We start from the raw sequence: 21,840 nt of genomic DNA on the forward strand, positions 1-21,840 counted from the left end.
AAATTATTAAGTGCCCTAAATTTTAACTTATAGTTGGAATTTAGGGCTTTTTTTGTTTAATAATTTAATAATCAATGATATAATTTAAATTAAGTTAAATATAATTGGAGGGTAAAAGAAAATATGCTTTATCTAATAACTATAGCACTAATTTTTATTTTATATTTTAAAGATAAAAACAAAACTATTAATGGTGTTAAAAAAGGAATAAAGAAATTGAAGAAGAACTTGCCAGCTTTTTTAAATATGATGATTTTAGTAGCATTATCTTTGCATTTTGTTTCTAAAGATTTAATAGTTGAATATTTAGGGGCAGGTAGCGGTTTAACTGGTTTATCTTTAGCAGGTTTTTTTGGCTCAATAACTTTAATGCCGGGGTTTATTGCTTTTCCTTTGTCAGGGATTTTATTAGAGCGGGGTGTTAGTTATACAGTTATTGCAGTCTTTACAACTACTTTAATGCTAGTAGGGATTTTGACCTATCCAGTAGAGAAAGAGTATTTTGGAGTTAAAGTGACTATTATAAGGAATGTGATTAGTTTAGTGATAGCATTAATTGTTTCTTTACTAGTCGGAATATTTTATGGCGAGGTGGGGTTAATATCATGATTAGTCAGATTAAGAAGTATAGTTTAGCTATTGTATTTGCCTTATTTGTAATAGCTAGTTTTATTTTTAATTATAATCCTGGTTTGGATATATTCAATAAATTTTCAGATTTTTTATTAACTATGCTTAAGTTTTTACCAGCTGTTTTTATTTTAATTGGTTTATTTGAAACATGGGTTGATAGAGAGATTATTGAGAAACATTTAGGGGAAGAATCTAATCTTATAGCTTATGGCTGGTCAATTTTGTTAGCTGGTACTACAGTCGGGGGTTTATATATTGCTTTCCCGATTGCTTATGCTATTTATAAAACGGGAGCAAGCTTAAGGATTGTTTTTACTTATGTAGGTGCTGCTGCTGTAGCACGGATTCCGATGACTTTATTTGAAGCTTCTTTTGTGGGACTAAAATTTACTTTAATTCGATTATTAACTACTATTCCGTTGATTATTATTAGTAGTATTTTATTAGAAAAGTACTTAGAGGGCAAGGGTTTTCAAGTACAGTCCCCAGAAGAAAATTAATTTAACTGCTGATGAGGGTGAGGATTATGGAGAGAATCTTCAGAAATTTAAAATATGTAATGATTGGGGCCTTTATATTTGTAATTATTTTCTTTTATTTTATGGTGTACACGCCTTTAAAAGATGAATTAGAAACAAGCTTGACTAATGAGTTTAAAAAAGAGCTTTCGATTATAGAATTAGATGTAGAAAATCATTTTAAACAGCAAATAGAAGATATGAAAAGTCTATCAAGCCGAACAATGATCCGTAAAAAATTATATCAATATCAGCAAGAACAAATAACTTTAGAAGAATTGCAAGAGTATACTCAACCTAAATATGTTGATGGCATAAAAGCACTAGATGATCTAATAGGAGCTTATAGAATAAGTAATCAGCAAATAGTGGCTAAATGTGGGCAAACAGAAATTATTAATTTAGAGAGATACTATCAGTCTGAAAATAAAAAAAGCAAACTTGAAATATTTCCCCAGCAAAAAATGGCGATTATAAGTTCTCCAATTTATGAACAAAACGAGTTATTAGGTTATGATATTGCTAGTTTTGATTTGAGTGAAGTCTTTAAGAGACTTGATAGCTCAGATATTAATTATAGTATTGTTCATTCTGCTCCTGCGACTAATATTTTTCAGCAGAGTAAAGATAAAATTGAAAGTTTTCGCAGAATATTAAATACCCATTATTTTTTAAAAGCTGAAATGCCGAAGAATGATTTATATAATACTTTATATAATTTTTCAATGCTTTTGATTGTAGTAATTATAATTATTATAGTAATTATTGGCATGACCTTTAAATTTGTGATTGATAAGACATCAAAACAAGTAATTAATGAATTAGAAGATAAAAATCAAAAGATTCAACAGGCTTTAGAGTATCATCAAAAATATGAAAAATTGTTTAATAATATTAACAGTGGAGTAGCAGTCTATGAAGCAGTGAATGATGGCGCAGATTTTAAATTTGTAGATATTAATAAACAGGGCCAAGAAATTGATAATGTAGATAAGAAAGAGTTAATTGGGAAAAGTATTAAAGAAGCATTTCCAGCAGTAGAAGAATTCGGTTTATTTGCAGTGTTGCAAAGAGTTTATCAAACAGGAGAAGCAGAAAAATTTCCGATAACAGAATATGAAGATAATAGAATGACAGGTTATAGAGAAAATTATATTTATAAATTGTCTACTGATGAAGTTGTAGCTGTATATGATGATGTAACTGAAGAAAAGAGAAAAGAAGAAGAATTAGAAGAAACTAAAAATAGATTAGAAATGGCGATTGAAGGGGCTAACTTAGGTTTGTGGGATTGGAATAAGAACACAGGAGAAATAGAAATTAATGATAACTGGTTGGAAATGCTTGGTTATGAAGATAAAGAAGCAGTACAGACTTATCAGCAGTGGAAAAGTAAAATTCATCCTGAAGATAAAAAGCGAGTTCTAAAAAAATTAAATCAACACACTCATGGTCAAGATTCTTATTATGAGAGTGAATATAGATTAAAAACTAAGTCAGGAAATTGGAAGTGGATTAAAGCAATTGGTAAAGTGATGGAGAAAGATGAGAATGATAATCCGCTTAGAATAGTTGGAATTCATCAAGATATAGATGATAGAAAAAAAGCAGAAGAACAAATAAAATATTTATCATTTCATGATGAACTGACGGGCGTTTATAATCGTAGATATTTTGAAAATGAGCAAGAGCGATTGAATTCGTCACGACGATTACCAATTAGTATTATAATTGGTGATATGGATGGGTTGAAATATATTAATGACAACTATGGTCATCAAAAAGGCGATAAGTATATTAAGAAAGTAGCAGAAATATTTGAATTAGTGACCCGGGAAGAAGATGTTGTGGCTAGAGTTGGTGGCGATGAATTTGCTGTGCTATTACCTGAGACTGATGCTGATGCTGCAGAAAAGTTTTGTCAGCGTTTTGATGAAAAGATAATTAAATTCAATAAAGAGCATCAGTTAGTAACTTCATTAGAAGTGTCATTGGGATATGCTACTAAGACAAAAGATACTCAAGATCTCAAAAAAGTTTTTGATCAAGCCGACCAAGCTATGTATAAAAATAAAGAAAATGGGCGTTAGCCCATTTTCTTTATTCATATTTTTCTTTGATGATTCCTTTCTTATAGGCCTGTAACAGTTCCATTAAATTGTTGATTTTATTGTTTAATTTCTCACCAATATCTGTATCAGCAATTTTTTCTTTTTTCTTTAATTCAACAATTCTCATTGAAGAGATAATATCATTTCCACCTTCTAAGGCAGCTTCTTTAGAGACAAAAGGTTTGTGTGAAATCAATCTCATTTCGTCAGAATTATAGATTAAGGTATAACCTGCAATCCCAGTTTTTGGCTGATAGAAAGCAGAAATACCACCATCGATGACTAGTAATTTTCCGTTACCTTTAATCGGTGTTTCTCCCTTTTTCTCTTTGACTGGAGTGTGTCCATTTATAATATGTCCTTCTTCAGGGTCTAAGTTAAATTCATTTAAAATTTTATTACAGATTGCTTCTTTTTCTCGAGCCTGATAATATGGATTTTTCTGCTCTTGATGTAGAGATTTATCATCTATGAAATAACGGCAGAAAGTAGTCATTTTATCTTTTCCAAAGAGAGGAGATAATTCACCTCGCCATAAATACCAAAGCCAATCTCTATAATCTTTTTCTTCAAACTTATATGAGTAACTTTTTCTAACTACATCATCAAAGAAATCTAATAGTTTTTTACCCTGGTAGAGTTCACCATTAATTTCTATAGTAGAGAAGTCCCCTGCTTCGTTTAAAGGGATACAACCATGAAATAAGAGGTTACCATTATATTTTAAATACATACTACCATTATTAAATAAAAATCTAGCATGTTCTTGTAATTTTTCATTGTTCTTAAATGAATAACTAAGTTGATTAATAACTTCTTGTTCTTGTTGATTAAGTTGATAAGGGTTTTCAGGGTCAATGGTAGGGAAATCAGTATTATTTAATTCGTATTCCTGCCCATCTAATTTAATTGTACCTTGTTCATAATCTATTTTATCTAGATACAGAGCTTCATTCATATTGAATTCTGATCTTCTTTTAATTAAATTCCCTTCTAATTTAAATTGGATAATCGCTATTGCTTTTTGCATTTTAGAAGTTATATTTTTATCCTGTTGGTCTAATTCTTCATCTATTAATTTCGGACAAAAATTATTACAATCAATATTTTTATAAAATGATCTGGCTAATCTTGCTAGGGGTCTCATATTAATTCCGTAAGCTTCTTCTAGCAAGTCAAGGTTGCCGTATCTTAAGGTAGTACGAATAGCAGTAGCAATTAAAGACTTTTGACCTAAGGCAGCTCCCATCCATAAGATATCATGATTACCCCATTGGATATCACAATTATGATGGTCTTGTAGTGTGTCTAATATTTTATGAGGAGCAGGCCCTCTATCAAAAACATCTCCAATAATGTGTAGTTTATCTACAGCGAAGGTTTGGATTAAATTTGATAGAGAAATTATGAATTCTTCAGCTTGTCCAATGTCAATAATTGTTTTTATTATTTCATCACGGTAACCTTCTTTATTTTTATTTTCTCCTTTCAAATGGAGAAGTTCTTCTATAATGTAAGAAAAGTTTTCGGGTAGAGCTTTTCTTACTTTAGAGCGAGTATATTTAGAAGAAATTACTTTACAAAGCTTAATTATTCTCTCTAAAGTAGTTTTATACCACTCGGTAGTGAGTTCTTCTTCACTTTCTTTAAGTTTTTTTAGTTTATCTTCAGGATAAAAAATGATTGTTGCTAATTCTTTTTTATCAGCGTCAATAACACCAGTGAAAATTTGATCTATTTTAAATTTGATCAGACCAGAAGCAGTTTTCAACATATGTTGAAATGCTTCATATTCTCCGTGTAGGTCAGTTAAAAAATGTTCAGGGCTTTTAGGTAAGTTCAATATAGCTTTTAAATTAATAATTTCAGTACTAACAGCGGGAATATTAGGATACTGTTTAGATAAAAGTTTTAAATATTTTAAATCATTCATTTCTTTCACCATCCTTAAGATTAATAATGACTTACCTGAAGGGCAAGCCCATTCAGGTTTCTTCATTCATTGAAACGAGCCTAATCTGAACCTACCGTAAATGGCAAGACAAATTAGGTCTTACAGTTTCTAGACTAGCCAAAAGACTAGTTGAGGCAACTTACAATGCCTCCAGAAGCTTTAATTCCCGTCAGCCCGACGGTAATGTATTATATTTTTACCCTTTGCTAATTTAGAGCAGCTTGGTTGTCGCTTACTCTTTATCGTAGGGTTTGATTTTTTTGACTTATATTTAGTATATCATATTTTAGAAATAATTGAATATTATTTCTAAAATGTTATCATTCAGCCCAAAGGCAAGCCCATTAGGGTTTTCTGATAACTAATGCAATAACCCTGTTAATTATATTATTCTAATTAAATTAAATTTTACCTTTTAAAAATTTGAATAAAAGTTTTAAAATAATAGCGAGAGAGATTAAAGCAGATTATTGATTTTATGTCTGAAGTTTTGGTTTTGGTGATTTATGCTGCAGAAGGTCTAGTTTTGATTGAACCAGAGCGCAAGGTAAAAAAGGAGATAAATTAGGTTAAAAAAGAATATTATTTAAGCAGGAGAATATATTTTATTATCTAAATATTATAATGGGAGAAATATAGAATTTTAAAACTTGTAAGGAGGCAAATTATGAGTCGAGAAAATCAACCAGAAATTGAAATTTATACTTTAACATGGTGTCCTTATTGTAATAAAGCTAAGTCTTTTTTGAAGAGCAAAGGTTTTTCATTTAAAGAATATAATATTGATGAAGGGTCCGGAGTCAAGAAGGAAATGGTTAAAAGAACTGACGGAGCCAAAACAGTGCCCCAGATCTTTATTGATGATCAATTAGTTGGCGGCTATGATTCGATGATGGCCATGAAAGAGAGTGGAGAATTATATGATTTGCTTGATATTGACCCCGGGAAAAATTTTGAACAGTTGTGGGATGTAATAGTTATTGGTTCTGGTCCGGCAGGATTAAATACTGCTCTTTATGGTGCTAGAAAAGGATTGGATATATTAATTCTTTCTTCTGCACTAGGTGGACAGATGATTGATACTGGAGAAATTGATAATTATTTAGGAATGGAAGGTGCACAGGGCCCAGATTTATTACAATCATTTTGGGAGCATGTAGATAAATATGATGTTAGTTTAGAATTAGGAGCAACAGTAAGCAATGTAGAAAAAAATGATGAAGAGATAATCGTAGAAACTAAAGGAGGGCAGCAAGGACGAGCTAGATCAGTAGTAGTTGCTAGTGGGACCACTAATCGAGAATTAGGAGTAGATGGTGAAAAGAAATTGAAAGGAAAAGGAGTCCATTATTGCGCTACTTGTGATGGTTATATGTATGAAGGAGAGCCAGTTGCAATTATTGGTGGTGGTAATGCTGGATTAGAAGCTGCTTTGGATTTAGTTAAATTAGGTTGTGAAGTTGATTTAATAGAAGTTCAATCTGAATTGACTGGTGATGCAGTATTAAGTGATAAAGTATATGAAAGAGATGGAATTAATGTTCATACAGCTACTAATGTCAAAGAAATAGTTGGAAATAAAGAAGCAGGAAAAGTTGACTCATTAGTAGTTGAAGATAGTAATACAGGAAGTGAAAATAAACTAGATGTTAATGGAGTATTTATAGAGATTGGATTACTACCAAATAGTGACTTTATAAAGGATAAAGTAGAAGTTAATGAAATGAATGAAATTGTAATTAATGATAATAATGAAACAAGTGTAGAAGGAATTTGGGCTGCTGGAGATGTGACAAATGTTAAAGATAAACAGATAATAGTTTCTGCTGCAGAGGGGGCTAAAGCAGCTTTGAGAATTAATGAATATTTAGATTAATATAAGTCATCAAAAAAATAATTTCATTTACTATACAAGCCTGTATTTATTCAGGCTTGTATGTGTTTTTTGATTATAAATTAGTAACTGAAGTAATGCATTTACCAATAATATTCACTTTGTTTTTATCAATAGTTATTGCTTTATAATCAGGATGAGCAGCAGTTAGAGTGATTTTCTCCTTTGATTGCTCTATTTTTCTAATTAATTCTCTCGATTCAACAGTACAAGCAATTATATCTTTATTATTGATAGTGGCCTGTTGGTCAATTAGTATTAGGCTATCTTTTTTTATGCCTTGATTAATCATAGAATTATCTTTAGCATGAAAAAAGAAAGGGTTAGTTATATCTATACTTTGAAAATGTATTGTCTTGTATTGTTCAATATTAGCTGTATTAAAAACACGCTGCCTGAGGTCTTTAATCACAGGGCCTTTGACTAAATTTTCTTTTTTGATAGAAGTATTTATTTGTGATTTATTTAAATAACCTGCTACTAACATTAATTCTTTATAAGATACTCTACCTTCTGAATAGCTAGCTAACTTTTTTAATATTTCGGGGCTAGGAGGATTATCTAGACTTTCGTTGATAATTTTAGAGATATAAGTTCTATTGACATTACTTTCTTCACTATATTGAGTGATTGATCTATCTCCTATAGCATGGTTTATTAGTTCTTTGAATTTCTTCTTATTAAACATTCTATCACCTCTTTTATTTATGAAAGCCTCTTATAATTATCCCTAATAATTATGATAACCCTAATAGTGAATTTTTTCAACATATATTTGTCGAAAAAATAAAATAAAGAATATTTAATGACAAGCCTTGTCAGTTATCACCAAAAATGTTATTATAATAAGTATAAGACGTGAAAAAAATTAACAACAAGGGGGGTAGTTTATTATATATCCTAATATTACTAAGATCAAAGAGTTGATAAAAAAACATTTTGATAATAATAAAGCTGCATTTGCCAGAAAAATTGGGGTTAGTCGCACAACTGTTTCTAAAGTGATTAAAAGAAAAAAGGCTGGTAGTAAATTTTTTGGTGGTCTAATGAAATTGTGTGATGAGAAGGGACTTAATTATAGAGATTATATATATTTAGACTCAACTAAGGAAGAAGATTAAATAATTCTATTTAGTGAGAAGGTGAGAATCCTATGGGAGAAATACCTAGTCAAGAAGAAGTAAAAGATATATTAAAGAAAAAGTTAAATCAAGCCCATGAAAAATTGTGGAGTTTTGGATTTTTTATTTTAAGTATTAATAACTTAGATGAGTTAGTGAAAAAATATGGAGCAAAGATAAGAAGTGATATCTTAGAAAATATAATTGCAATAATAAATAATAGTTTAAGAGAGTTTGATAAATTTGGTATGTGGTCAGATAATAAAATTATCGTAATTATTATGAATGTTTATAGAGGTGACTTAAGGATAATAGCTAATAAATATAAACGGATTATAGAAGCCCAAAAAATGACTAGTGATGCTGAAAATGTTGGTTTATCTTTTGATATTGTAGGCAGTATAAATAAAGTTGATGATAATCTTAATTCCTTAATAAAAAGAATAAAGCAGTTGCTTAGTGATAAAAATTATTATCAGCAAGCAGTCAGAATAGTAGAATAATAATTGGAATTTTTCTCTGAAATATTATTGTAGGGGGTGGATTAGTGGGAGAATTGATCCGTAATAAAAAATATTTATTAATTGCGATACTAATAATTGCTATTATAGTGTTTGTTTTTAATTTTTTCTCCCTTATTAAAGGCGGATTAAATACTGAAGCTAAGAAAGAAATAAAAGATATTATAAATTTAGATAATAAAAGTTTAAGCTCCCTAATAATGATAATAGTTAGTGGAGGATTAATTATAGCGCTACTGATTATTTTTTTAATAGATCAAGTTTGCAACAGGCTAAATATAGAGCAAAGAGAGAAAAAGCAGAAAATAAAAGAAAGGCTTGAGATGGCAATTAAAGGTGCTAAGATTGGAGTCTGGGATTGGAATAGTAAAACTGGTGAAGTGAAATTTAATCAGCAGTGGGCTCAAATGTTAGGTTATGAATTATCTGATTTAGAATCTAATATTCAAGCCTGGGAAAAGAGAATTCATGCTGATGATAAAAAACGAGTTTTCAAAAAATTAAAGCAACATTTAGCACAAGAATCTGAGTATTATAGGAGTGAACATAGATTGAGAACTAAGGATGGGAATTGGAAATGGATTAGAGATATAGGAAAAGTAGTAAAAAGAGATGAGAATAATAATCCGGTGCGGGTAGTAGGAATTCATCAAGATATAGATGATAGAAAAAGAGCTCAACAAAAAGTTGAGTATCTATCTTTCCATGATGGATTAACTGACTTATATAATAGAAGATATTTTCAAATTGAACAGAAGAAACTTAATAAATCCAGAAGGTTTCCCATTAGTATTATTATTGCAGATTTGGACGGGCTAAAATTGATTAATGATAATTATGGTCATAAAATGGGAGATAAGTATATCAAAAAAGTAGCTGATATATTTACTTCAATTTGTAGGGGGGAAGATGTAGTAGCTAGGATAGGTGGCGATGAATTTGCTTTGCTTCTTCCTGAGACTAATAGTCAAGATGTTAAAAAAATATGTAACCGCTTTAATAATAAATTAGAAGAGGTTAATAAGCAAGAACAGTTAGTGATAAAATTAAGTGTTTCCTTAGGTTGGGCTACAAAAACAAGTTCTGAAGAAAATTTAGAGCAGATATTTGAAGATGCTGATAAAATGATGTATGAAAATAAAAATAGTAGAAAAGAACTTATTTTTAATTAATCCTTGTCTTTGCAGGCAAGGATTAATTTCATTATTATAGAAAGAATATGTTATGAGAAAAAAGGAGGAATAAATATAATGGCGAAAGAAAAAATCGGTATAGCTCTAGGCGGTGGTGGTTCAAGAGGTTTTGTTCATTTAGGTGTATTGAAAGCTCTAGAAGAAAAAGGGATTACTCCAGATGTTATTTCAGGAGTCAGTGCTGGTTCTATAGTAGGAGTCTTTATTGCGGCTGGTATGTCCCCTGAAAAGGTAATGGAGTTAATGAAAGAAAACAAATTTACTGATTATGCTAAAGTGAATATGCCGGTGAATGGGTTATTAAATTTAGATAATTTGAAGAAAAGTCTTGAAGAATATTTACCTGTAGATAGATTTTCTGATTTGGAATTACCTTTTTATGTAGCAGTATCTAATTTGAATAGTGGAGAAATTGAGTATTTGCAGCAAGGAAAACTTATTTCAGCTATTCAAGCATCTTCTTCAATTCCAGTATTATTTTCGCCTGTAGATATTGATGAGAACTCTTATGCTGACGGAGGATTGTTGGATAATCTACCTATTACTCCCTTAGAAGGTCAGTGTGATACTATAATTGGCGTTAATATTATGCCGATTAAAGAAAAAGAAGAAGTTGATAATTTAATGGAGGTAGCAATTCGTACTTTTGAGTTAAGTGTAAGTGGGAATAGAAAAAAATTTAAAGAAGATTGTGATCTATATATTGAGCCAGATGGTGTAGAAGAATATCATATTTTAGATCCAGAACATGCTGATGAATTATTTGAATTAGGGTATGATTATACTAAAAAAATATCTATATAAAGTGGCACTATCGTGCCACTAGCTAGTAGATAAAAGCTAGTAGCTAGTAGTAAATTCAAAACCAAAAAACAGTTCATAGCTTTGAATTATTGAATACTAGGTTAATGTTTTAGGTTTTTGAATTTAATTTTATGTTTTTAACTACTAGCTCCTAGCTACTTACTTCTAGCTATAAAGTTGCACTAAAAGTGCAACTTTATATAGATAAATCTTTTTTGGAAGAAAATACTAAGAATGAAAAAGAATATTTATTCACAAAATATCCCTTGAATGAAGGAATAATAAATAATAATTATTGTAAATAAAGGAAAAAAATATTTCAAAGAGAAATAATAGCTTAAGGATAATTTATAGAGGGGGATAAGATGTGAACTTTTATCAAGAGCAAGTAGAAAGTGTTTTTGAAGAATTAAGTACTAGTCAAAATGGGTTGGCTAATAAAGAGGTACAAAAAAGATTAGAGGAATATGGACCAAATAATTTAGATATTGCCCGTGGAACTCCGAAATGGTTATTGTTTTTACTACAGTTTAAAGATGTATTAACGATTATGCTTGTAGTAGCATCAGGAATGTCTTTTTTAATTCAGAATTATCGTGATGCTTTTGTAATGTTAGCTATTGTATTTATTAATGTAGTAATTGGTTTTTGGCAGGAATTCAAAGCCGAGAAGATAATGTCCTCATTGCAAAAGTTAGTACAATCTCCTGCTAAAGTATATCGTGATGGGGAGGTACAGGAAGTTTCACAGCAGGATTTAGTTCCTGGTGATATAATCAGCTTAGAAGAAGGGGATAAAGTTCCAGCTGATATGAGAATCATTGAAGCTTATAATTTGCGGATTAATGAAGTAGCTTTAACTGGTGAATCTTTACCTCAAGAAAAGCAGAGTAATCATATTGAAGAAGAACTTTCATTAGCTGATCGGGATAATATGGCTTATATGGGCACTAACGTAGCTTCTGGTTCTGCTAAGGGAGTAATTGTAGCTACTGGTTCTGATACTGAAATGGGTAAAATAGCTACTATGACGCAGGAGGAAGAAAAATCGCAATCTCCTTTAGAAGAAGAATTAACAGTAGTGGCTAATCGCTTAGCTATATTTGGAATTATAATTGGTTTTTTACTCTTTGGAGTTAGTATTTATCGGGGACTTGATTTGTATTATGCTTTAGTCTATGGATTAGGCATTACTGTAGCTATTGTTCCCCAAGCCTTGCCAATGCAGATTACTGTAGCTCTTTCTAATGGTGTAGCTAAAATGTCTAAGCAGAATGCAATTGTTAAAAAGCTCTCGTCTGTAGAAACCCTTGGTTCAACTAATGTGATTGCTACAGATAAAACTGGAACATTGACTAAAAATGAAATGACAGTACATAAGGTGTGGTTTAATAATCAGCAGTATGAAGTGACTGGATTAGGATATCAGCCTGAGGGAGATATTCTTGATACCGAAGGTAATTCTTTATCGCAAGAACAGATTGATGAGTTGGAGATTATGTTTGATGCTGCTACTATGGCCTCTAATGCTGAAATTCATCCTCCAGATGATGAGCATGAAGGGTGGTATCCGATTGGAGACCCTACCGAAGCTGCTTTGATAACTTTATCTACCAAATTAGGAACTCGCTCTCCTAATGAAGATGAGGAAAATCCTGAACTGCATGAGTTTAGCTTTGACTCGGATCGTAAACGGATGAGTTCAATCAGACAATTTGAAGATGGCAAGTTTTTGACGATGAAAGGCGCGCTGAATAGTGTTTTATCTGTAACTAAACATATTTATAAGGATGGCGAAAAAGTAGAAATTACTGAAGAAGATAAGCAGAGATTAAATGAATTAAATGAAGAGTACTCTAATGGAGCTTTGCGGGTGTTGGCCATTGCTTATCGTAAGCTTGGCCTAGATGAAACAGACTATGTAATGGAAGAGATTGAACGTGATGTAGTATTTTTAGGTTTAGTAGCAATGATTGATCCTCCTAAAGAAGGAGTTAAAGAAGCTATTGCTGGGGCCCATGAGGCTCAGATTGATACTTATATTATGACTGGTGATCATGCTATTACTGCTAAAGCAATAGCAGAAGAAATTGATTTAGGACATGGAGAAGAAGTAGTTGCTATTTCCAATCAAGAATTAGATGAGTTTTCTGATGAAGAATTGAGTGAGGTAATGCAGGGGGACACTTCAATTGTATTTTCTCGTGTTTCTCCAGAGAATAAACTCAAAATAGTCAAAAACTTAAAAGAACAAGATAAAATTGTTGCAGTGACAGGAGATGGAGTTAATGATGCTCCAGCTTTGAAGAGTGCTCATATTGGAGTAGCAATGGGCCAAATGGGAACCGATGTCTCCAAAGAAGCATCAGAAATGGTGTTATTAGATGATAGTTACCCTACTTTAGTGCATGCAATTGAACAAGGACGAACAATTTATAATAATCTGAAGAAGACAGTACTTGCCTCCTTAACTAGTAATGGTGCTGAACTATCAATTGTCTTATTAGGGTTAATTGGTGCTGCTATTTTTGCTTGGCCAATTCCAATCTTAGCTATTCAAATTTTATCGATTGATTTATTAGCAGAAATTTTACCTCTGACAGCTTTAACTTTTGATCCCGGGTCAGAGAATTTAATGACTACTCCACCGCGCGAACAAGATGAACATATTATCAATCAACGTAGTATTTCAGAAGTTGCTTTTTTAGGGATTTTAATGGGGGGGTTAGCTTTTGTTAATTATGGGTTATTTGCTAGTGGAGTAGATGGTGGTTTAACAGAAAGTCATCAATTATATCCGCGGGCAACAACAATCACTTATTTAACAATTGTAGTTTGTCAGTTGATTAATATTTTATCAAGACGCTATGAATTGACTAGTTTATTTAATAAAAATTTATTTAGTAATTCTAAAATGACTTATTCAATTTTGTTATCTATTGGATTAGTATTAGTAGTTATCTATACTCCTGGTCTAAGTTCTTATCTTGATTTTGTGCCTCTACCATTATCAGATTGGGGTCGAGTATTAACTGCTGGTGGAGTATTTTTATTAGCTTTTGAAAGTATTAAGTTCTATAAGCGTCAAAGAAGAGAGAAACAAAATTAAATATAAAAATTTTAGAGAAGAGTGGTTTTTAGTTACCTCCTCTTCTATTTGAAATTATTAACAGCAGGGGATATAATAAGAGTTGTTGGACTTGATAAAAAAATCATTTAATTGAAAGGATGATATTAATGACTGAAGAAAATAATCCACTAGTTACAATTACTTTAGAAGATGATAAGCAGATTAAAGCAGAGTTGTATCCTGAAGTTGCTCCTAATACTGTTAATAATTTTATTTCTTTAATTGAGCAGGACTTTTATGATGGATTAATCTTTCATCGAGTGATTGAAGGATTTGTCTTACAGGGTGGAGATCCTGATGGTACTGGACGAGGCGGACCTGGTTATAGTATTAAAGGTGAGTTTAAGAGTAATGGAGTTGATAATGAACTTAAACATAAACGAGGCGTAATATCTATGGCTCGCTCACAGCATCCTGATTCTGCTGGTTCACAATTTTTTATTATCCATCAAGATGCACCTCATTTAGATGGTAAGTATGCTGCTTTTGGAGAGGTAATTGAAGGAATGGAATATGTAGATGAGATTGCTAGTGTTGCAACGGGTAGAAATGATAGACCAAAAGAAGAACAAGTGATGAAAGAAGTGACAGTAGAAACTTTTGGTGTTGATTATCCTGAACCTGAGAAAGTTTAAGTGAAAGACTAAAAAATTATTATTAAAACCTTTGTGAAAGTGTTAATGCACTTGAGCAAAGGTTTTTCTATTTTTTTTGCAATAAATTAATTTAAATTTAAACTTGATTTAAAGGCATGTGAAAATTATACTAATAATTACAGTTAGATAAGTAACAATTATTATTACTATCATAAAGAAAGGGGGCAGAAGGCAGAAGCTTATTATTTATTTTCAAAAAAAATTAAGTTTTTAAAGGAGGGTAAATTGTGAAAATTAAAGGAAAAATAACTACAGCAATTTTAGCATCAGCAATTGGATTAGCAGTAATTATTGGCGGTTTTAGTATCTTTCAAAGTACAACAATTCTTGAATCAGAAATTAATGACAAGTTAACTTATCTAGCTACTAGTGAAGCTGAAAAAATTGAGACTAAATTAGCAGAGATTGAATCTAAAGCTGATTATGTTAGTTCAACTATTTTAAATAGTGTTAATTCTCAAAAAATACAGCAAAACAAAGAATATTTATTAGATTATAAAGAAACTACTATTGATAATTTAATTAAGCGAACAGCTCAAATGAAAGGGATGAAAGGGGCTTACTTTTATTTCAATCCGAAATTAATTAATGAGGCTCATGATGTGTGGTATGCAAATCCTAAAGGGGAGCCTGATAAGTATCAAAAGCAAGCTGAAACAGGTATTGATAGTTATTCAAAAGATAATGAAGATATGAGTTGGTACTATCAGCCAATAGAAAAAAAGAAGGCGGTGTGGAGTGACCCTTACGAAAGTTGGTCGGATAATTCAATTGTTGTATCTTATACCAAAGCTGTCTTTAAAGATGGCACTTTGATTGGTGTTTTAGGTATGGATTTCGAGTTTGCCAAAATTAAGGGGCCAATTGAAGATATCCAAGTTTATAATAATGGTTATGGCTTCTTATTGAATAATAATCATGATTTTTTAGTTCATCCCCAATATAAACAAGAGCAAAACTTAGCAAAAGTTGCTAATGGTGCTCTTAAATTTATAACTGATCAAATAAAAGGTCAAAAGACAGGAACAGCAACATATAATTTGGATAATGCAGGCAAAGAGATGGGCTATGCTAAACTATCGAATGGCTGGGTACTAGGAGTTACCGTTCCTCAGTCTGAATTATTTGCCCAAAGAAATAAGCTTATTTTCTTATTAGTAGGAATTTGTTTAGTAGGAAGTTTAATAATTATAGGTATTAGTTACATATTAGGAAAAAGATTTTCTCAACCATTAGAAGCAGCAGTAGAACATTGTGAACAAATGGCGCAGGGAGATTTTTCGCAATTAATGGCCGAAGAGTATCAGGAGCGAGAAGATGAGATAGGAGATTTGGCCCAAGGATTCAATAAAATTAATACTAGTATGCAGAAGATGATATCAGAAATCAAAGAATTCATAGAGAATCTTTCTGCTCAGGGAGAAGAACTATCAGCTTCAGCCCAAGAAGGAAACGCAACTATCGAAACGACTAATGATTTGATTTCTAATATGTCAGCAAGTATCCAAGAAATTTCAGCTAGTGCAGAAGAAGTGGCTAGTTTTGCGCAGGAAGCTGATTCTAAAGCTGGCATGGGCCAAAATAATATGGAAGAAACTTTAGAGAGTATGAATCAAATTAATGAAACAGTAGAGGAAACAGTAACTGTAATTGAAGAATTAGATAATACTTCTGAAGAAATTCAGGATATAGTAGAGATGATTACAGATATTGCTGAACAGACTAATCTATTAGCTCTAAATGCTGCTATTGAAGCAGCTCGTGCGGGCTCTAATTCAGGTGGAGGCCAAGGTTTTGCAGTAGTAGCTGATGAAATAAGGGAGTTAGCTGAAGAGACCAATGAAGCTACAGACCAAATTTCTCAGTTAGTGCAAAAAACCAAGACTAAATCTCATGCTGGATTAGAAGCAGTCAGAGAAGTTAAGAAAAAAGTTGAGATTGGCCAGGATAAAGTAGTTAATACTAATCGCATCTTTAATGAAATTAAAGAGTCTAGTTCTCAAAGTGCTTCTCAGGTTGAACAGACAGCACAAGCTACACAAAATTTAGCTGAAAGTAGTGATCAAGTTCAAGAGGCAGCAGGAGAAATTGAGGAGATGTCACGAGAAATCACTTCTTCATCAGAGGAATTAGCAGAGATGTCGCAGAAGTTACAGGGGTTAATTGAAAAATTTGATATATAATAATTTCTTTAATCCGGGTCAAATATTTGGCCCGGATTATTCTTTTGTCTATAATCTGATAGTTGTGTTAATTATCACAATATTTAAATAATTCAATATAATTAAAGGTGATTCGACAACTATCTACAATATATATAATAAGGAATAATTATTATTTAGAGAAAGGGGAGGGTGCTGTGAAAGTAGTATTCGTTGATGTAGAGAGATGTGTGGGCTGCCGACACTGTGAAATGGCTTGTGCAGTTGAACATTCGGAAAATAAGACTTTAGCTTCAATGTTAGAAGAGACCCCTCAACCAGAACCAAGAATTAAAGTAGGATTAGGAGTAGATTTAATGACATTTCCTAATAAATGTCAGCATTGTGATCCTGCTCCGTGTGAGGATGCGTGCCCGACGGATGCAATTTATCATGATGATGAGTTTGATTCGGTACAGGTGATAGAAGAGAAATGTATCTCTTGTGGGATGTGTGCTATGGTTTGTCCTAATGATGCTATAGCTTACCGTAAGACAGAAGAGGATGGTAATGATGTAGCTTACAAATGTGACCATTGTATTGACCGACTCCACGAAGGTGAAGAACCGGCATGTGTAGAAGCATGTAGAACTGATGCTATGATTTTTGCGGAGGCTAATGAAGTTAGTAATATGAGACAGACGAAATTATTTAGAAATATAACTAGTCAAATTAGAGGTCAAGGAAGTCATAAAGAAGTACCAAAAAATATTAAAGAGTATAAGAAATTGCAGGAGAAAATTGCCCATTTAGGACCGCTACCATCATCAAAAAAAGAGGAGGATTCTAGAGTATGAGTAATGAAATTGATCAAAAAGTAAATGAGAGAACAATAGATAAAGATGAAAAGCAGACGTTAAAGAGAACTTTAGAAGAAGATATTGAGACGGCTTGGGATAGATTAGAAGAACAGCAGCCGCAGTGTGGTTTCGGTCAATTAGGTGTCTGTTGTAATTCATGTAAAATGGGTCCTTGCCAGGTAGACCCTTTTGAAGAAGGTCCGCAGCGGGGAGTTTGTGGAGCTGATGCCAATCTGATTGTAGCAAGAAATTTACTTAATGACATTGCTGCTGGAGCAGCCTCTCACTCTGATCACGGTCGTGAGATTGTGGAGACTTTTTATGAAACTGCTAAAGGTGAAAGTCAAGGCTATGAACTGTTAGATACAGAAAAATTGAAGAATGTAGCTCAAGATGTTGGTATAGAAGTAGAAGACCGTTCTGATGAAGAGATAGCTAAAGAACTAGGTGAAACATTCTTAGCGGAGTATGGAATGATTAAAGGCGGCTTAGATTTTACTGAGCGAGTACCAGAGAAGACGAGAAAGATTTGGAATAAAGCAGGGATTATGCCGCGTGGTGTTGACCGCGAGGTAGTAGAATCTATGCACCGAGTTCATATGGGAGTTGGCGCTGATTATACAAATATGTTACTCCATGGCCTTAGAACAGCACTATCTGATGGTTGGGGCGGTTCAATGATGGCTACTGAACTATCGGACATTCTGTTTGGAACTCCTGAAGTTACAGAATCTACAGTTAATTTAGGGACATTAAAAGATGATATGGTTAATATTGTTTTACACGGTCATAATCCTATTCTATCAGATGTGGTAGTTAAAGCAGCTAATAATGAAGCATTAGTTGAGAAAGCTAAAGAAGCAGGAGCTAATGGGATTAATTTAGTGGGCTTATGTTGTACAGGAAATGAGTTATTGATGAGAAAAGGAGTACCAATGGCTGGTAATATGCTGAATCAGGAGTTGGCCCTTGCTACAGGAGCTGTAGATGCGATGATTATTGACTATCAGTGTATCTTCCCTTCTCTACCGCAGGTGGCAAAATGTTTTCACAGTAAAATAGTTTCTACAAGTGAAAAATCAAAAGTTCCCGGTGCAGTGCACAAAGAGTTCCATCCAGAAAGTGCTTATGATACTGCAACTGAGATAGTTGAACTAGCAATTGATACTTATAAAGAGAGAAATCCGCAGAAAGTAGAAATACCTTGCGAGCCAATGGAGATGGTGGCAGGTTTTTCTGTAGAAGCGATTAAAGATGAATTAGGAGGAACTTTTGAACCATTAATTGAAGCAATTACTTCTGGGCAAATTAAAGGAGTTGTAGGAGTTGTAGGTTGTAGTAATCCTAAAGTGCAGCATGATTATGGTCATGTTAATTTAGCAAAAGAATTGATGAAGAAAGATATTCTAATGATTGAAACTGGCTGTGCAGCTGTAGCATCAGGAAAGGAAGGGTTATTAGTTCCTGAAGCAGCTGAAATGGCGGGAGATGGTTTGCAAAAGGTTTGTGAAAGTCTAAATATTCCACCAGTGCTGCATATGGGGTCTTGTGTTGACTGTTCGCGGATACTTACTTTAGCTGGAGAATTAGCTAATGCCCTTGATGTTGGAATTGATCAATTGCCAGCAGCAGGAGCAGCGCCTGAGTGGTATGCTCAAAAGGCGTTAACGATTGCTTCTTATTTTGTTGCTTCAGGCTTCTATACAGTAGTTGGACTACCTCCTAATACTCACGGTAGTCAAAAAGTGACTGATTTATTAACTGATGACTTAGAAGATGTAGTTAATGCTAAGTTTGATGTTGAACCAGATCCAAAAGTAGCTGCCAGAATGATAGAACGACATATTTTAAGTCAACGGGAGGAATTAGGCATATGATGAGTCAGGATAAAGAAAAAGCAAGAGCCCAAGAAAAAGAAAGAAGAGAGAAAGTCTTTTCTGCAGCAGAAGAAATAGATGGTGAGGGAGCAGCGGATGATTTTAGAGTAGTGATTACAGGTAAGGGTGGAGCAGGTAAAACCACCCTGACTGCTCTCTTATCTCAATTTTTCGCTGCAGATAAGTATCAAGTTTTAGCAGTAGATGAAGACCCACAGCAAAATTTGGCTTTTTCTTTAGGTTTCCCTGAGGAAAAAGCAGATGAAATAGTTCCTGTCTCAGAGAATATAGATTATATTGAAGAAAAGACAGGAGCTAGACCAGGAGAAAGTTGGGGAGCAATGCTGAATTTAAATCCTGATGTATCTGATGTAGTTAATAGATTTGGGATGAATATTAAAGAAAGAATTAATCTATTAGTGATTGGCAGTGTGATTCAAGCTGCAACTGGGTGTCTATGTCCCGAGAATTCTCTGCTTGATTCAATTGTAGGTTATATTAAATTGAGAGAAGATGAAGTTATCTTAATGGATACGCAGGCAGGAGTAGAGCATTTTGGACGTTCTTTAGCTGAAGGATTTCGGAATGCTGTAATTATCACTGAACCAAGCTTTAATGCTGTACAAGTGGCTTTACATTCAGCTGAGTTAGCAGATCAATTAGAAATTGAAAATATTCATTTAGTTGTTAATAAAGTACGGGGAAATAAGGATAAAGATAAAGTAATGGATCGTGTCGGAGAGAAAAAGGAGTTATTTGATTATATTCATTATCTACCATTTGATGAGAATGTTTATCTTAATGAACCTGATGTGGCCCCATTATTAGAGAAAAATACTCCTTATGTCCAGGCAGTAAGAGAACTCTATGATACTTTAATTGATAGTGGAGACTAAGAGGGGGGTAGGTTGATGCGAGTTGTAATTATCGGTTCAGGTCCAGCGGGATTAACTGCTGCCCTTACTTTGCGAGACAAAAGTTTTACTGGTAGAATAGATATTTTCTCGGCTGAAGAAGTGCCGCCCTATTCTCCAGCAGCATTAGGAGAATATTTGATTAATGATCAAGAGAATTTACTCTATTGGCAGGGCCAAGATGTCTGTGAGCAATATGATTTTAATTGTTTTTTAGGAGAAAAAGTAGTTAAGGTCGAGCCGGATGAGCAGTATATCTTAACAGAAGCAGGAAGAAGAAGAGAATTCGATAAGTTATTGATTGCTTCGGGTAGTTCACTGCATATTCCTCCTGTAGTTAAAGGGGCAGATAAAGAAGGGATTACTAATTTTAAAAATATTTATGGGGCTCAAAAGATAAAAGAAATGGCTAATGCCAGTGGTAGCACTTCAGCAGTTATAGTTGGTGGAGGTTTTCTGGGCGTTGAAATAGCCTTATGCTTAGCTAAAATTGGTATTGAACCGTCTGTTTTAAATCGCCGCGGTTGGATTATGCCGCGGCTATTGGATAAAGAAACTGCTGCTTATATAGTTGAAGATTTAGAGAAACAAGGCGTTAATGTGATGCTCAACACGGAAGGTAATCGCTTTATTGGTGATGAAGAAGTAGAAGGGCTGATTACTAGTGATGGACGAGAGTTAACGGCAGATTTTTATATTGCTGCCACAGGTGTTAAACCTAATATTGATTTTATAATTGATAGTGGTATAGAAAATGATGGCTGGGGCATTCCAGTTAATCGTTACCTACAGACTAATTATGATAATATATATGCCTGCGGTGATGTAGCGCAAACTGAGGATTTATTAACTAGAGAGATGACTATTCATGGGCTGCATACAGTAGCAGTCAGTCATGGTCAAACTGCCGCTTTAAATATCTTAGGAGCAGAGCAAAAGTATGAAAGACAGTTTAGTATGAATTCGCTGAAAGAACTGAGCTATAAATTGATGGTCGTTGGAGAACTAGAAGGAGAAGAAATTAAGTATAAGAAAGAAGGAGTGTTGCGCAAAATTTATCTCAAGGACAATAAGATTAATGGCTTTGTCTTATTAGGAGATATCTCTAATGCAGGGCTTTATTTCTCTTTATTGAGAAAGCGGGAAGATATTAGTGAGTATAAAGAGCAGCTTTTATCCCCTTTGTTTAATCTAGGAATGAAAATTACTAAATATAAAAGATAGTAAGTGATTCTAGTTTTCTATTGTATAGTGAATTTAAGCAACTTATAAAAGCGATTGAATAAAATTTAGGTTGACAGATAAAAGAAAAATAAGTTATAATATAAAAAACTAAATATTTAATCAGCCGAATTTTATATTATGTACGATTCTAATATAAAAGCGGGGGATCCACTTTTTGGGGCGAATCCAATTACTTGGTAAGGCTTTCCCTTTGCCTGAGCCCGTCAGCTAACTCCGTAGGCTTTTAAAAGGGAGGTAGAAAATAGCTAGTTACTTGGAAATTTTGTAC

The 21,840-nt window shown here is 32.9% G+C and carries 17 protein-coding genes and 1 riboswitch; of the genes, 15 read left to right on the forward strand and 2 right to left on the reverse strand.

Going from position 1 to position 21,840, the window contains the following annotated elements:
- Window positions 1-123: 123 nt before the first annotated feature.
- From JOC47_RS02820 to JOC47_RS02830, 3 genes are read left to right on the forward strand one after another with little or no spacing between them, the layout of a single operon-like run.
- Window positions 124-609: a hypothetical protein gene (locus tag JOC47_RS02820; RefSeq protein WP_204700457.1), complete on the forward strand. Its 486-nt coding sequence runs from the start codon at window positions 124-126 to the stop codon at window positions 607-609.
- Window positions 606-1,133: a permease gene (locus JOC47_RS02825; RefSeq protein ID WP_204700458.1), complete on the forward strand. Its 528-nt coding sequence runs from the start codon at window positions 606-608 to the stop codon at window positions 1,131-1,133. The genes JOC47_RS02820 and JOC47_RS02825 overlap by 4 nt, the downstream gene beginning before the upstream one ends.
- A 26-nt stretch (window positions 1,134-1,159) precedes the next feature.
- Window positions 1,160-3,241, forward strand: a complete 2,082-nt coding sequence (locus JOC47_RS02830) for a sensor domain-containing diguanylate cyclase (RefSeq protein ID WP_204700459.1) — start codon at window positions 1,160-1,162, stop codon at window positions 3,239-3,241.
- A 10-nt stretch (window positions 3,242-3,251) separates the two neighbouring features.
- On the opposite strand, the gene JOC47_RS02835 is transcribed toward JOC47_RS02830, so the two are convergent.
- On the reverse strand, window positions 3,252-5,195 hold the full coding sequence (locus JOC47_RS02835) for a fructose-1,6-bisphosphatase (protein WP_204700460.1): 1,944 nt from the start codon (window positions 5,193-5,195) through the stop codon (window positions 3,252-3,254).
- Window positions 5,196-5,883: 688 nt separating this feature from the next.
- On the opposite strand from JOC47_RS02835, the gene grxC reads away from it, so the two are divergent.
- Window positions 5,884-7,092, forward strand: coding sequence for a glutaredoxin 3 (grxC, locus tag JOC47_RS02840; protein WP_204700461.1), 1,209 nt, complete (start codon window positions 5,884-5,886; stop codon window positions 7,090-7,092).
- 73 nt (window positions 7,093-7,165) lie between these two features.
- Here the strand turns inward: grxC and JOC47_RS02845 are convergent, their stop codons facing one another.
- Window positions 7,166-7,798: a S24 family peptidase gene (locus JOC47_RS02845; RefSeq protein ID WP_204700462.1), complete on the reverse strand. Its 633-nt coding sequence runs from the start codon at window positions 7,796-7,798 to the stop codon at window positions 7,166-7,168.
- A gap of 235 nt (window positions 7,799-8,033) precedes the next feature.
- Between JOC47_RS02845 and JOC47_RS15940 the strand changes: the two genes are divergently transcribed.
- The 11 genes from JOC47_RS15940 to JOC47_RS02895 all read left to right on the forward strand — a co-directional run bounded on the left by JOC47_RS15940 (window position 8,034) and on the right by JOC47_RS02895 (window position 21,551).
- Window positions 8,034-8,231: a helix-turn-helix domain-containing protein gene (locus JOC47_RS15940; RefSeq protein WP_369127954.1), complete on the forward strand. Its 198-nt coding sequence runs from the start codon at window positions 8,034-8,036 to the stop codon at window positions 8,229-8,231.
- A 32-nt stretch (window positions 8,232-8,263) separates the two neighbouring features.
- Window positions 8,264-8,734, forward strand: coding sequence for a diguanylate cyclase domain-containing protein (locus tag JOC47_RS02850; protein WP_204700463.1), 471 nt, complete (start codon window positions 8,264-8,266; stop codon window positions 8,732-8,734).
- A 44-nt stretch (window positions 8,735-8,778) separates the two neighbouring features.
- Entirely contained in the window at window positions 8,779-9,924 is a 1,146-nt protein-coding gene (locus JOC47_RS02855; protein ID WP_204700464.1) for a diguanylate cyclase, read from the forward strand.
- Window positions 9,925-10,002: 78 nt separating this feature from the next.
- Window positions 10,003-10,749, forward strand: coding sequence for a patatin-like phospholipase family protein (locus JOC47_RS02860; RefSeq protein WP_204700465.1), 747 nt, complete (start codon window positions 10,003-10,005; stop codon window positions 10,747-10,749).
- Between the two features lie 367 nt (window positions 10,750-11,116).
- The gene (locus JOC47_RS02865; protein WP_204700466.1) at window positions 11,117-13,858 is read left to right on the forward strand and encodes an HAD-IC family P-type ATPase; all 2,742 of its coding nucleotides are present in this window, start codon (window positions 11,117-11,119) and stop codon (window positions 13,856-13,858) included.
- 128 nt (window positions 13,859-13,986) lie between these two features.
- Window positions 13,987-14,514 carry a peptidylprolyl isomerase gene (locus JOC47_RS02870; protein WP_204700467.1) on the forward strand — a complete coding sequence of 176 codons (528 nt, stop codon included), beginning with the start codon at window positions 13,987-13,989 and terminating at the stop codon, window positions 14,512-14,514.
- Between the two features lie 248 nt (window positions 14,515-14,762).
- Window positions 14,763-16,718 carry a methyl-accepting chemotaxis protein gene (locus JOC47_RS15860; protein ID WP_204700468.1) on the forward strand — a complete coding sequence of 652 codons (1,956 nt, stop codon included), beginning with the start codon at window positions 14,763-14,765 and terminating at the stop codon, window positions 16,716-16,718.
- A 176-nt stretch (window positions 16,719-16,894) separates the two neighbouring features.
- A complete protein-coding gene (locus JOC47_RS02880; protein ID WP_204700469.1) occupies window positions 16,895-17,533 on the forward strand; it encodes a 4Fe-4S dicluster domain-containing protein in 639 nt (212 codons plus the stop codon).
- Entirely contained in the window at window positions 17,530-19,413 is a 1,884-nt protein-coding gene (cooS, locus tag JOC47_RS02885) for an anaerobic carbon-monoxide dehydrogenase catalytic subunit (protein ID WP_204700470.1), read from the forward strand. The genes JOC47_RS02880 and cooS overlap by 4 nt, the downstream gene beginning before the upstream one ends.
- Window positions 19,410-20,309 (forward strand): ATP-binding protein, encoded by a 900-nt coding sequence (locus JOC47_RS02890; protein ID WP_204700471.1) that lies wholly within the window; start codon window positions 19,410-19,412, stop codon window positions 20,307-20,309. The genes cooS and JOC47_RS02890 overlap by 4 nt, the downstream gene beginning before the upstream one ends.
- A 15-nt stretch (window positions 20,310-20,324) precedes the next feature.
- Window positions 20,325-21,551 (forward strand): NAD(P)/FAD-dependent oxidoreductase, encoded by a 1,227-nt coding sequence (locus JOC47_RS02895; RefSeq protein WP_204700472.1) that lies wholly within the window; start codon window positions 20,325-20,327, stop codon window positions 21,549-21,551.
- A gap of 112 nt (window positions 21,552-21,663) precedes the next feature.
- Window positions 21,664-21,809: riboswitch (cyclic di-AMP (ydaO/yuaA leader) on the forward strand.
- The last annotated feature ends 31 nt before the right edge of the window (window positions 21,810-21,840 follow it).

This window comes from Halanaerobacter jeridensis (assembly GCF_016908315.1).
GTDB classification, from domain to species: Bacteria; Bacillota; Halanaerobiia; order Halobacteroidales; family Halobacteroidaceae; genus Halanaerobacter; species Halanaerobacter jeridensis.

Excerpts from the sequence above, each read along its gene's own strand:
- JOC47_RS02820 (WP_204700457.1), top strand. The coding sequence starts at position 124 with ATGCTTTATCTAATAACTATAGCACTAATTTTTATTTTATATTTTAAA.
- JOC47_RS02825 (WP_204700458.1), top strand. The coding sequence starts at position 606 with ATGATTAGTCAGATTAAGAAGTATAGTTTAGCTATTGTATTTGCCTTA.
- JOC47_RS02830 (WP_204700459.1), top strand. The coding sequence starts at position 1,160 with ATGGAGAGAATCTTCAGAAATTTAAAATATGTAATGATTGGGGCCTTT.
- JOC47_RS02835 (WP_204700460.1), bottom strand. The coding sequence starts at position 5,195 with ATGAATGATTTAAAATATTTAAAACTTTTATCTAAACAGTATCCTAAT.
- grxC (WP_204700461.1), top strand. The coding sequence starts at position 5,884 with ATGAGTCGAGAAAATCAACCAGAAATTGAAATTTATACTTTAACATGG.
- JOC47_RS02845 (WP_204700462.1), bottom strand. The coding sequence starts at position 7,798 with ATGTTTAATAAGAAGAAATTCAAAGAACTAATAAACCATGCTATAGGA.
- JOC47_RS02850 (WP_204700463.1), top strand. The coding sequence starts at position 8,264 with ATGGGAGAAATACCTAGTCAAGAAGAAGTAAAAGATATATTAAAGAAA.
- JOC47_RS02860 (WP_204700465.1), top strand. The coding sequence starts at position 10,003 with ATGGCGAAAGAAAAAATCGGTATAGCTCTAGGCGGTGGTGGTTCAAGA.
- JOC47_RS02870 (WP_204700467.1), top strand. The coding sequence starts at position 13,987 with ATGACTGAAGAAAATAATCCACTAGTTACAATTACTTTAGAAGATGAT.
- cooS (WP_204700470.1), top strand. The coding sequence starts at position 17,530 with ATGAGTAATGAAATTGATCAAAAAGTAAATGAGAGAACAATAGATAAA.
- JOC47_RS02890 (WP_204700471.1), top strand. The coding sequence starts at position 19,410 with ATGATGAGTCAGGATAAAGAAAAAGCAAGAGCCCAAGAAAAAGAAAGA.
- JOC47_RS02895 (WP_204700472.1), top strand. The coding sequence starts at position 20,325 with ATGCGAGTTGTAATTATCGGTTCAGGTCCAGCGGGATTAACTGCTGCC.